Annotated in this window: 6 protein-coding genes and 1 pseudogene; 6 read left to right on the top strand and 1 reads right to left on the bottom strand. The window is 64.2% G+C overall.

Going from position 1 to position 12,067, the window contains the following annotated elements:
- Nucleotides 1-1,188: 1,188 nt before the first annotated feature.
- A complete protein-coding gene (locus ACIQUI_RS08000; RefSeq protein ID WP_403196857.1) occupies nt 1,189-2,247 on the bottom strand; it encodes a sigma-54 interaction domain-containing protein in 1,059 nt (352 codons plus the stop codon).
- A gap of 362 nt (nt 2,248-2,609) precedes the next feature.
- Between ACIQUI_RS08000 and ACIQUI_RS07995 the strand changes: the two are divergent.
- From ACIQUI_RS07995 to ACIQUI_RS07970, 6 genes and pseudogenes are all read left to right on the top strand, one after another.
- Nucleotides 2,610-2,972 (top strand): annotated as a pseudogene (locus ACIQUI_RS07995) (nitrate ABC transporter substrate-binding protein); the annotation flags it as partial.
- A gap of 11 nt (nt 2,973-2,983) precedes the next feature.
- Nucleotides 2,984-4,207 carry a lipase family protein gene (locus ACIQUI_RS07990; protein WP_403196855.1) on the top strand — a complete coding sequence of 408 codons (1,224 nt, stop codon included), beginning with the start codon at nt 2,984-2,986 and terminating at the stop codon, nt 4,205-4,207.
- A 12-nt stretch (nt 4,208-4,219) separates the two neighbouring features.
- Nucleotides 4,220-5,419, top strand: coding sequence for an LLM class flavin-dependent oxidoreductase (locus ACIQUI_RS07985; protein ID WP_403196852.1), 1,200 nt, complete (start codon nt 4,220-4,222; stop codon nt 5,417-5,419).
- 4 nt (nt 5,420-5,423) lie between these two features.
- Nucleotides 5,424-6,977 carry an ABC transporter substrate-binding protein gene (locus ACIQUI_RS07980; protein WP_403196850.1) on the top strand — a complete coding sequence of 518 codons (1,554 nt, stop codon included), beginning with the start codon at nt 5,424-5,426 and terminating at the stop codon, nt 6,975-6,977.
- A gap of 207 nt (nt 6,978-7,184) precedes the next feature.
- Nucleotides 7,185-9,761, top strand: a complete 2,577-nt coding sequence (locus tag ACIQUI_RS07975; protein WP_403196847.1) for a TonB-dependent receptor plug domain-containing protein — start codon at nt 7,185-7,187, stop codon at nt 9,759-9,761.
- A gap of 107 nt (nt 9,762-9,868) precedes the next feature.
- Nucleotides 9,869-12,052: an ATP-binding protein gene (locus tag ACIQUI_RS07970; RefSeq protein WP_403196844.1), complete on the top strand. Its 2,184-nt coding sequence runs from the start codon at nt 9,869-9,871 to the stop codon at nt 12,050-12,052.
- Nucleotides 12,053-12,067: the final 15 nt, after the last annotated feature.

Raw genomic sequence — 12,067 nt, 5'->3', positions numbered from 1 at the left:
TGGAGTGCCTGTGAGACCAACTGTCTTGCTCAATTTCTAAAAGCTGGCACGAATACCTGTGGGAGCGGGCTTGCCCGCGAACACCGGCGAAGCCGGTGCCATCCACCACGCTGGGTTCTTCGCGGGTGAACCCGCTCCCACAGGGCCTACGCAGGCTTCGGGCCTATGGAGTGCCTGTGAGACCAACTGTCTTGCTCAACTTCTAAAAGCTGGCGCGACTCCCTGTGGGAGCGGGCTTGCCCGCGAACACCGGCGAAGCCGGTGCCATCCACCACGCTGGGTTCTTCGCGGGTGAACCCGCTCCCACAGGGCCTGCGCAGGCTTCGGGCCTATGCAGTACCTGTGGGACCACCTGTCTTGCTCAACTTCTAAAAGCTGGCGCGAATCCCTGTGGGAGCGGGCTTGCCCGCGAACACCGGCGAAGCCGGTGCCATCCACCGCGCGGGGTTCTTCGCGGGTGAACCCGCTCCCACAGGGTCTGCGCAGGCTTCGGGCCTATGCAGTACCTGTGGGACCACCTGTCTTGCTCAATTTCTAAAAGCTGGCGCGAATACCTGTGGGAGCGGGCTTGCCCGCGAACACCGGCGAAGCCGGTGCCATCCACCGCGCTGGGTTCTTCGCGCGCATGCCCGCTCCCCCAGGCACCGCGCAGGCCTCAGGATTATGCAGTACCTGTGGGACCACCTGTCTTGCTCAATTTCTAAAAGCTGGCGCGAATACCTGTGGGAGCGGACTTGCCCGCGAACACCGGCGAAGCCGGTGCCATCCACCGCGCTGGGTTCTTCGCGGGCATGCCCGCTCCCGAAGGCACCGCGCAGGCCTCAGGCTTTTACCTGTGGGACCAACTGTCTGGCTCTATTTCTAAAAGCTGGCGCGAATCCCTGTGGGAGCGGGCTTGCCCGCGAACACCGGCGAAGCCGGTGCCATCCACCGCGCTGGGTTCTTCGCGCGCATGCCCGCTCCCACAGGCACCGCGCAGGCCTCAGGCTTATGCAGTACCTGTGGGACCACCTGTCTTGCTCTATTTCTAAAAGCTGGCGCGACTCCCTGTGGGAGCGGGCTTGCCCGCGAACACCGGCGAAGCCGGTGCCATCCACCACGCGGGGTTCTTCGCGGGTGAACCCGCTCCCACAGGGCCTGCGCAGGCTTCGGGCCTATGCAGTACTGTGGGACCGCGCACCGCGCCCACTACGCTTTTGTCAGTTCGCCAATCTTCTCCAGCCGCGCCCGCACGATATTGCGGCTGATGTTCAGCAAGCGCCCGGTCTGTAACTGGTTGCCGTGGCAATACCGATACGCCGCCCGGAACACCGTCTCTTCAATGTGCTCATACAAATTCGGCACATTCTGCTCGAACAACGCCAGCAACGCGCTTTCAAGATCAGGCGGCGCCACGTCGGCAGCAGGCAAGTGGGCATGCGCCACCGGGGCCACCACCTGTGGCCGCATATCGACCAAGTGCAGGTCCGCAGGCGCCACCACCTGATAGCGGCACACCAACAGGGCATGGTGAATGGCATTCTCCAGCTCGCGGATGTTGCCCGGCCAGCTATGCGCCAGCAATTTACGCTCGGCATCCGGACTTAGCGAGGCACGCTCGTAGCCCAGGCGCCTGCAATGCTCCTCGATGAAAAACTCCGCCAGCGGCAGGATATCCCCCGGCCGCTCACGCAGCGGCGGCAGCCGGATCGTCGCGACGTGCAGGCGGTAGAACAGGTCTTCGCGAAAATGCCCCGCCACCACCGCATCAGCCAGGTTGACGTTGGTCGCCGCCACCAGCCGTACGTTGATCGGAACAGGCGTGCGTGACCCCAGGCGCACCACTTCACGCTCCTGCAACACACGCAGCAGCTTCACCTGCATGTTCAGCGGCAAGTCGCCGATTTCGTCGAGGAACAGCGTGCCGCCATTGGCTGCTTCGAACCAGCCGGCCTTGTTGCTGGTGGCGCCTGTGAACGCGCCTTTCTCATGGCCGAACAGCTCGCTCTCCACCAGGGTTTCGGCAAAGGCACCGCAGTTCACCGCCACGAAGGGCTCACGCCCACGACGGCTGAGGTGATGGATATGACGGGCGACCAGCTCTTTGCCGGTGCCGGTTTCGCCGATGATCAGGGTATTGGCCTCGCTGGGCGCCAGGCGCTCGATCCGGCTGAGCAGTTCCTGGGAGCGCGGGTCCTTGAACACAAGCACGGTGGCACGTACCGACTTGGTCAGCTCGCGGGCATTGGGGTGGGTGATCAGCGACATGGGGGGCATTCCTGGCAGTTGACGCGCCAGCCAATAGTGCATGAAACAAATTAGATCAAAAAATTATTAATTAATATTTATATATTCGAATTAGGAATATTCGTTTTTTCAGCAATCCATTGCTGCTACAGCAGCAACCCGCCAGCACTCCCCTGCCTGCCGATCAGCAGGCCAGCCCCGCCCTCGGTCAGTTCTGCTTCAGTGAAAGCCCCAAAATTCAGGGCTTCCAGGGCATTTTCAAGTGGCTGGCATGCATTTCGCTCTTGGCCTGAAGAACCTTTGCCTGGTGCTGTACATGAACAATCCCTGGCGTCATGCCCTTACCCTGCTGCTTGGCCTGTTCATCAGCCTGAACGCACTGGCAGCAGCACGCCGACCTGACGCAACTGGTGGCCACCGCCTGGGTGCGGGCGGCCTGGTGGATCTCCCAGGAGCAGAACCGCGACGCCTACTACGCGCTGTCTTCCCGCGCAGGCGTCAGCGAAAGCGTGCTGCGCCGCGACGACCCGGTGGCGTGGAAGGCGCGCTGGGCGCCGAAAAGCGATGCCCAGCTCAAGGCCCACTACGACGCGCTGGGCCAGTACGCCCTGGCCAACCGCCTGATCCGCACGCCTTACGACATCACCCACGACCTGGCCACAGGCTTTACCCGCCAGGCCCTGATCGACTTGCAACTGACCCACTACTGGCCGTCGTCAGACGCTCAAATCAGCCATCAACCTTGAGACCCAGCATCATGAAACTGCCTGCTTCCGTCATTTTCGGCCTCAGCGCCCTGGCCCTGTCGATTGGCGCCATGGCCGCCGAAACCTATGCGCCCAAGCCCGCCCCGCAACAGGGCGATGGCCGCGTGTCGGCCTTCTACACCTGGACCAAGGCCATCCCCGCCACACCTGGCAAGCTGCTGCGTAGCGAACCGCTGGAACAAGCGCTGAGCCTGCCCAACGCCGCCAGTGCACAACGCATCCTCTATACCTCGCTGGACGGCATCGACGGCAAGACCCCGGTGGTGGTTTCCGGCGCGCTGTTCATTCCCAAAGGCAAGGCACCGGCAGGCGGCTGGCCGGTTGCCAGCTGGGGCCATGGCACGGTCGGGGTGGCCGATATCTGCGCGCCGTCCTGGGCCGGGCGCAGCTACCGTGACGTGCAGTACCTCAACCGCTGGCTCGATGAGGGTTACGCCATTGTTGCAACCGACTACCAGGGCCTGGGCGTACCTGGTGGCCACCCACTGCTGAACAACCGCATGGCCGCCTACGGCATTCTCGATGCAGCCAAAGCCGTGGTGGCCGGTGTACCTGGGCTGGCCGACAAGGTGCTGATCATCGGCCAGTCGCAGGGCGGTGCCGGGGCCTTTGCCGCGGGTGCCTACGCCGCCACCTATGCGCCCAAGCTGGGAGTCAAGGGCAGCATCGGCACTGGCGTCATCTATACCATCGGCGCAAAAAACGTAGGCGAGCAGGATCAGGACAAGGTCGACCCGGCCCTGGCCTACGGCTTCTACACCCTGCTTGCAGCGCAGCAGTACGACCCAAGCATCGACCCGCGCGAGTTCTACACCGACAAGGCCCTGCCGCTGTTCGAGCAGGCACGCACCAGCTGCCTGTCATCACTGGTCAGCGACGTGGTTGCCACCGGCCTGACCCCGGCCAATGCCAAGAAAGACTACAAGGGCGACAAGCTGAAGCCATGGCTGGCGCAGGTGTCGTACCCGACCCTGAAACTGGCCCAGCCGATCTTCATCGGCACCGGCGCCGAGGACAAGACCCCCGCTGCCGCCACCCAGGTGGCACTGATGCAGGACGCCTGCAAGGCCGGCTCGGTGGTACAGGGCCACCTGTACAAGGGCCTGGGCCACAGCGAAACGGTAAATGCCTCGCTGAAAGACTCGATCCCTTTCGCCCGCCAGGTCATCAGTGGCCAGCCGGTCACGCCAAATTGCAGCCCAAGCGTCCAGTAAGGAGGCCGCCCCATGAGCATCGAATTCTTCACCCGCCTGCCCTTGCACGGCGAAACCCAGTTCCTGCCCGGCGACCCGCGCAACCGCGGCGACTGGCACGCGGGCGGGCCCAGCAGCGGTGCGGTGTCGGGGTTTGCCGTGGGTGATCACTTCACCTACATCGACTACCTCGGGCAGATCGCCCGCGCGGCGGAAATCAACGGTTTCGGCGGGGCGCTGATGGTCAATGCGCCTACCGGCGAGGAACCATGGACGGTGTGCTCGCTGCTGGCCCGGGAAACCCGCACGCTGAAGTTCGTCACCGCGTTCCAGCCCTACCACTACACCCCTTGGGTGGCCGTGCAGCAGGCTGCGACCTACCAGCGCGCCACCGGCAACCGCCTGGTATGGAACATCATCAACGGTGGCTCGGATGCCATCCAGCGCCAGGTCGGCGATTTCGAAGGCCACGACGAACGCTACGCCCGTGCCACCGAATTCATGGACGTGGTGCGCGGCTACTGGCACAACGAGCAGTTCCACTATGACGGTACGTATTACCGTGCCGAAGGTGGTGGCCTGCGCGGCCCGCTGAAAAAGGCCGAGCTACCGCTGATCTGCACCGCCGGCTCGTCGGTGGCCGCACGGGAGTTTGCCGCCAAGCACGCCGACTTCTACCTGATGCGCGCCGAGCACCCGGACGAGATTGCCGCGCTGATCGCCGACATCCGCGCCCGCGCGTTGAAGTGGGGGCGCACCGATATCCGCTTTGGCCTGTCCATCGACGTGATTGCCCGCGACACTGAAGAGGCCGCACTGGCCGAAGCCAAACGCTTCTTCGACGAAGGCGTGGCCAAAGGCACGGTCAAGGCCCGTGCCGCCCACGCTGGCCTGCGCACTGCACGCAAGTTGAGCTACGAAGAAGGCTACAACGACAAGGACGAGCAACAGGCCTTCGACGACTTTTTCATCCACCCCAATGTGTGGACAGGCTTCGGCTACATCGGCATCCCGCCAGGCTGCGCGCTGGTGGGCAGCTACGCCAACGTGGTGGCGCGCATCCGCGAGTACCACGGCATCGGCGTCGACCTGTTCTTCCTGGCTGGCTACCCGCACCTGGAAGAGGCCTACCGCATCGGCGAGCACATCCTGCCGCACTTTCGTGCGCAGCGCGCAGCCCTTGCCCGCCCGGCAACCGAACCCGTGCAACTGCACGCCAGCAACGGGGCCTGACGCCATGGCCAGGGACGGTTACCCACTCAGCCGGCGCAGCTTTCTTGGCCACGCTGGCGTGCTGGCCGGCGGGTTGCTGGCCGGTTGCGGCCCCACCGACAGCCCAAGCCATGGCGCAGCCGACCAGCCGCGCCATGGTGGGCGGCTGCGGTTAGGCATCATCGACGGCAACCAAAGCGGCAACCTCGACGCCCACAAACCCGTTGGCAGCGGCATCGTTCGTGGCTTCGCCTTGTACAGCAAGCTATGGGAATGGGACGAGCAGATGCAGCCGCGCCTGGCCCTGGCCGAGTTTGCCGAGCCCAATGCCGATGCAAGCAGCTGGACCCTGCGCCTGAAGCCCGGGCTGGAGTTCCACCACGGCAAGACCATCGACGCCGACGACCTGATCTTCTCCATCCGCCGCCTCACCGACCCGCAGCTGGCCTCGCCCTACGCCGCACTGCTGCACTGGGTGGACCGCGACAACCTGCACAGGCTGGATGACCGCACCGTGCGCCTGGGCTTTCGCAACGGGCGCAGTTACCTGCCGCTGCCGGAAACCTGGGTCAACTTCGGCGGCATCGTGCCAGTGGATTATCACCCGGTCACCAACCCGGTCGGTGCCGGGCCTTACAAGCTGAAAAGCTTCACGCCGGGCCAGCGTTCGCTTTTTACCCGTTTCGACAACTACTACAAACCCGACAAGCCCTATGCCGATGAACTGGAGATCATCGACTTCAAAGACCAGACCGGGCGCCTGGCGGCACTGCGCGCGGGGCAGATCGACATGGCCAATGTCATGTCCACCGAGCACTTGCAAGTACTCCAGGCTGACCCGCGGTTGCGGCTGTTGAAGTCGGTGAGTGGCAACTGGTTGTCGTTCGACATGAACACTGCCAAGGCGCCATTCAACGACCCGCGAGTACGGGAGGCGTTCCGCCTGCTGGCCGACCGCGACGAGCTGGTACGCCGTGCGTTGAACGGCCAAGGCCGGGTAGCCAACGATTTGTATGCGCCATTCGACCCTACCTTCGACCGCAGCCTCGGCCCGCGCCCGCACGACCCGCAGCGGGCGGCGCAGTTGCTGCGCGAGGCCGGCCATGAGCAGTTGCAGGTGGAACTGGTGACTACGCCAGGGCCGGGGTTGGCCTCGGCACTGGTGCTGGCCGAACAGGCCCGACGCATCGGTGTGACGATCAACGTACGCCAGGTCGACCTGGCCACGTTCCAGGGGCCGCAGCGCGACGACTGGACGTTGAGTACCGGCGGCAGCATCGGCGCGCCGTTCCTGGCCAGCGCCATTCACACCGATGCGCCGTTTGCCGTGGCCAACAAGACCCACTTCCACGACCCCGAATTCAGCGAGGCCTTTCTCGCCGCCATGGCCCAGCCAGACCTGGAAAAACGCAAGGCGCTGGTACACCGGGCGCAGCGTATCCAGTACGAACGCGGCGGCATGCTGATCTGGGGCTTTGCCGATTTGCTCGACAGCGTCAGCACCCGCGTGGGTGGCGCGCAGGCCGAGCAGTCGCTGTTCAGCACCTGGCGGTTCGAGAGCCTGTGGCTCAGAAGTTGACTTTGAAGCCCCCTATCGCCTGTCCCGGCCCTATCGCTGGCAAGCCAGCTCCCACAGGGCCTGCACAGGACTGAAGGCTTGCGCTATCCCTGTGGGAGCTGGCTTGCCAGCGATAGGGCCGGGACAGGCAGGACAACAACCAAACCAACCGCAGGCGCGGCTGCGCCCTCGTTTCTCATCCCCCCTTTATCGAACGAGGCCCAGCCAATGCCCCGCCTTACCTTGCTGCACCCTAAATTCCAACCCAGCGCCCTGGCACTGGCCATCCTGGCCACCAGCTCGTCATTGGCCTACGCCGAAGACACCCAGCTGCAAACCGTCACCGTACAGGCCGGGCAGGCCGACGACGACGCCCTGCCCACCCGCCCGCCAGCCTCGATCTACGGCGGCCTGGAAGCCAAGGTGCTCGACACCCCGCGCTCGGTTACCCAGGTCAACGCAGAACAGTTGGCCAACGACCCGATCCGCAGTTCCGACGACCTGGTCAAATATGCCCCCGGCATCACCCGTGGTGGCGGCCAGAACGCCGGCATCGCCCCGCAGATGCGCGGGCAGAACACCGAAGTGTTCCAGGACGGCCAGCGCGCCTATGGCGTGCGCCACCCGGCCAACTTCAACGCCTATGAGGGCGCAGACATCGTCGCCGGGCCGTCCTCAGTGACCTACGGCTCGGTCAGCGGCAGCGGCGGCTACGTCAATTACCTGAGCAAGAAGCCCGATTTCAACCGTTTCCGCACCAGGCTCAGCGGTGAAATCGGCAGCTGGATCCCCGATGGTGAATCGCGCGATGCCACCCGGTTCAGTATCGACAATACCGGCCCGCTTACCGATAACCTGGCCTACCGGGTGAGCATCACCCGTCAGCGCCAGGAGGACTTCTACGACAATGTCGAGAACAATTTCGACGCCTTCTACGGCGCGCTGGCCTGGCGCAACGACAACCTGCGGGTGGACTGGAACGCCGCCTACGACGACTATTACGACTACAACATCACCCACGGCTGGAACCGCGCCACGCAGGCCCTGGTCGACCACGGCAAGTACTACGCCGGCCGCGCCACGCCGGTTATCCAGAACGGCAACACCTTGTGGTCGCCGGTGCTGTCTTCCGGCGCCGCCGATGCCCAGGTGCTCGGCTGGGTGCAGCGCCAGCGCAACGCACAGGGCCAATACCAGGTAGTAAACGGCAGTTTCCAAGGCGCCTCGCCCAACACGCAGGCCAACCCTGGCAGCCTGCGCGGCTGGGTCTACGACCCGTCACTGGCGGGCAACGGCCTGACCTCGTTATCGTCACAGAACGGCCAGCGCTCGCAAGACGAGAACCGCTCGCGGCGCTTTACCACGCAACTGCGTGTCGAAGGCGACCTGACACCGTCGATTACCCTGGCCAACAGTACTTTCTACCAGCACTCCACCGACACCACCGACGTGGTGGGCGCATTCCAGGTACAGGGCAAGGACGACATCTTCGACAACCGCTTCGAGTTCCGCACCCGTGGTCAACTGCAACTGGGCGACCTGACGTTGGTTGACGACAGTAATACCGGGCTGATCTACCGCCGCGAGCGTAACGAGTCGATTGCCGCCAACAACAACTTTGGCAGCACCATCAACGCCTACGACCTGACCCTCGACCCGACCTTGAAAAACCCCGGCGACCTGCTCGGGCTGGCCGGCCGCAACCCCGCTGGCGGCAACGCTGCGTGGATCGGCCAGCCTGGCGTGCCGCAGCTTTCCAGCTACTACGGCTGGCTCAACCTACCGGCCATGTACCCTGCCGGGCATGGCCTGTACGCCGAGTCGGTGGCGCCCTACACCGCCGACAGCACCTGGACCACCAAGACCCTGTTCAGCCCGCACAACCTGCGCCTGGGCGAGCGCGTGGGCCTGAACGTGGGCGCCAGCCGCAGCTGGATCGATGCCCGCATCGAAAACCCGTTCGTATTGCCCGGCGGCAACCCACGCAAGGACTCGGGCAACTACCGGCTGTTCTCGGTGCAGGTCAGCCCCTACGTCAAACCCACGGAAAACAGCACCCTTTACTACACCTTCGACCGTTCGCTGGCAGTGAACACCGGTTTCTTCACCAATGGCCTGGGCTGGGGCAGCGGTGCCGGCGCCAACCAGCTCAACCCGCTGGCCTTCGAGAGCCTGAGCGTGTTGCACGAGGTGGGTTTGAAGGTGGAGGCCGTGCCTGACCAGGTATTCCTTACCCTGGCCGCCTACAAGCAGGCCCGCGACCAGTCGCCGGACAGCAACAACAACATCGCCCGGCTGATCGTCAAAGGCTGGGAGGCTACCCTGCGCTACCAGGACCAGCACCTGCGCGGTGGCCTCAACCTCAGCCGCATCAGTGCCTACAACGAATTCACCAGCCAGGCCGGATTTGCCTCAGCCGGTTTCATCCCCGACAACGGTACGGTGTTCGGCGACAACAACAGCCTGAACCAACGGCCGTCCGGCAAGTTCGATGCAGTGCAGATTCCTGAATACAACGCCGGTGGTTATGTCGACTACCGCTTCGATTCAGGGTTTGGCGTGGAGCTGTCGGGGTGGTGGACCAGCAGCTGGTACCTGAACCTGAGCAAGACCGTGAAAGTGCCCGATGAGTACAACCTTGACCTGGCCGTGTACTACCGCCAGCCGCAGTGGGGGGTAACGGTGCGCATGCTCAACGCCACCGACGAGCTGAATTTCGTCAGCGGCCTGGCCGGCTCCACCAACACCTTCCTGCAGCCGATGCCAGGGCGAACGCTGCTGGCCCAGGTTGATTACCAGTTCTGAACCGTTGCCACCCGCCCGCAGGTCAGCACAAGCGTGCACAAACCTCTAGCCAATCGCCTATTCTCGGTACACCCTGAAACCCCTAGGCAAAAGGACCGGCAGAGCACATGGCAAAATGGCTAGACGGCGGCGGACAGATGGCCGAGCGCATCCGCACCCACGACTGGGCCGCCACGCCCCTGGGCCCGCTCGAACACTGGCCAGACGCCCTGAAAACCACCCTGGCCCTGTGCCTGGCCTCGCGCTTTCCCCAGGCCGTGCTCTGGGGCCCGGACCTGCTCACCTTCAATAACGATGCCTTCACCGCGATTCTCGGGCGCAAGCCCCTGGCACTGGGTATCCCCTTCCGCGACGTGTGGCAGGAAGCCTGGGCCGACATCGGCAACATGGCCGACCGCGCGCTGGCCGGCGAGGCGGTGTACATCGAAGACTTCCCGCTCACCATCGACCGCAACGGCGGCCCGGAAAAGGCCTACTTCACGTTCTGCTACAGCCCCATCCGCGGCCATGATGGCCAGGTGCTTGGCATGCTCGACACCGTTACCGAAACCACGGCCAGCGTAATAACCAACCAGCGCCTGAACTTTCTTGACCAACTCGGCCGTGCCGTGGCCGAGGCTACTGCCCCGGACCAGATCCTGGCCACCACCACGCGCATGCTGGTGGAGCACTTGGGCCTCTCCAGCTGCGCGTATGCAGTGATGGACCCGGACGAGGACGGCTTCACCATCTGCGGCGACGCGGTGGTCGAAGGCTCGCCTCGGCTGGTCGGGCAGTATCAACTGCATGACTTCGGCCAACTGGCGCTCAGCCGTTTACGCAGCGGCCTGCCCTTGGTGATCAACAACAACCTGCGCGAACTGGCCGCCGACGAGGCAGCCACCTTTCAGGCCATCGGCATCACCGCGACCATCTGCATGCCGCTGATCAAAGGCGGTCGCCTGACCGCATTGATGGCGATCCATGACCGCGTGCCGCGCGAATGGACCGATTACGACCAGGCCCTGCTCAGCGAAGTCACCGAGCGCTCCTGGGCCCATATCCAGCGGGTGCAGGCTAACGCCGAGGTGCGCGAAGCCATGGCAGCGCTGGAAGCACTCAATACCACCCTCGAACACCGCGTCGAAGAGCGCACCACCCAGTTGCTGCACACCGAGGCCGTGCTGCGCCAGACGCAAAAGCTCGAAGCCATCGGCCAACTCACAGGCGGGGTAGCCCACGACTTCAACAACCTGCTGACCATCATTCGTTCGTCATTGCACTTTCTGCAGCGGCCCAACCTGGATGAGAAGCGCCGCGAGCGCTACCTCAAGACCATGTCCGACACGGTCGACCGCGGCGCCAAGCTGACCGGCCAGCTGCTGGCCTTCGCCCGCCGTCAGGCGCTAAGCCCGCACGTGTTCGAAGCCGGGCCAAGGCTGGAAGCCATGGCCGACATGCTCGACACCGCCACCGGTGCGCGTATCCAGGTCGAGTTGCAGTTGCCACACGTGCCCTGCCACATCCGCGCCGACCTCAGTCAGCTGGAAACCGCAGTGATCAACCTGATGCTCAATGGCCGTGACGCCATGGCCGGTGAAGGCACCTTGCAGCTGCGCTTGCAGGCTGACCAAAGCCTGCCCGCCCTGCGTGGCCAGCCTTCGCAGGGCGGCCCGTTCGCGGCGATTTCGGTGAGTGACAGCGGGGTCGGCATTGCTGCTGAACTGCTGGAACGTATCTTCGACCCGTTCTTCACCACCAAGGCACCGGGCGAAGGCACCGGGCTTGGGCTGTCGCAGGTGTTCGGCTTCGCCAAGCAGTCCGGCGGTGATGTACAGGTGCAGAGTACCCCCGGCCAAGGCACTACCTTTACCCTGTACCTGCCCCAGGAAGCAGCATCTGCAGCCCCCACCGCAGACGCCCCGGCCAGCCCCCTGTCACAGGCGCAAGGTGAGCAGCGGCGAATACTGGTAGTGGAAGACAACCCCGACCTTGGCAACTTCACTGCGCAAATCCTTGAAGACCATGGTTACCGGATCAGCTATGCGCGCTCAGCCGAAGATGCCCTGGCCCAATTGGCGGGGCCAGCCGGTGATTTCGATGCGGTGTTTTCCGACGTGGTGATGCCGGGCATGGGCGGCCTGGCACTGGCCCGTGAACTGCGGCTTCAGCGGCCGCAGTTGCCGGTTATCCTCACCTCGGGCTACAGCGAAGCGATTGCCGAGGGTGGGCACCAGGGCTTTGCATTTCTGGCAAAGCCCTATTCGGCAGAACAGGTGTGCCAGATACTCGAGAAGGTGCTGGGCAGCTGAAACCGGCGGCGCGCC

Source organism: Pseudomonas sp. NPDC090592 (genome assembly GCF_044769185.1).
Classification (GTDB): Bacteria; Pseudomonadota; Gammaproteobacteria; order Pseudomonadales; family Pseudomonadaceae; genus Aquipseudomonas.
The sequence above is the reverse complement of the archived record's forward strand: the minus strand, read 5'-3'. Positions and strand labels throughout refer to the sequence as shown.

What these genes read in the sequence shown, in the direction of transcription:
- ACIQUI_RS07975 (WP_403196847.1), top strand. Translation starts at nt 7,185, where the DNA reads ATGCCCCGCCTTACCTTGCTGCACCCTAAATTCCAACCCAGCGCCCTG.
- ACIQUI_RS07980 (WP_403196850.1), top strand. Translation starts at nt 5,424, where the DNA reads ATGGCCAGGGACGGTTACCCACTCAGCCGGCGCAGCTTTCTTGGCCAC.
- ACIQUI_RS07985 (WP_403196852.1), top strand. Translation starts at nt 4,220, where the DNA reads ATGAGCATCGAATTCTTCACCCGCCTGCCCTTGCACGGCGAAACCCAG.
- ACIQUI_RS07970 (WP_403196844.1), top strand. Translation starts at nt 9,869, where the DNA reads ATGGCAAAATGGCTAGACGGCGGCGGACAGATGGCCGAGCGCATCCGC.
- ACIQUI_RS07990 (WP_403196855.1), top strand. Translation starts at nt 2,984, where the DNA reads ATGAAACTGCCTGCTTCCGTCATTTTCGGCCTCAGCGCCCTGGCCCTG.
- ACIQUI_RS08000 (WP_403196857.1), bottom strand. Translation starts at nt 2,247, where the DNA reads ATGTCGCTGATCACCCACCCCAATGCCCGCGAGCTGACCAAGTCGGTA.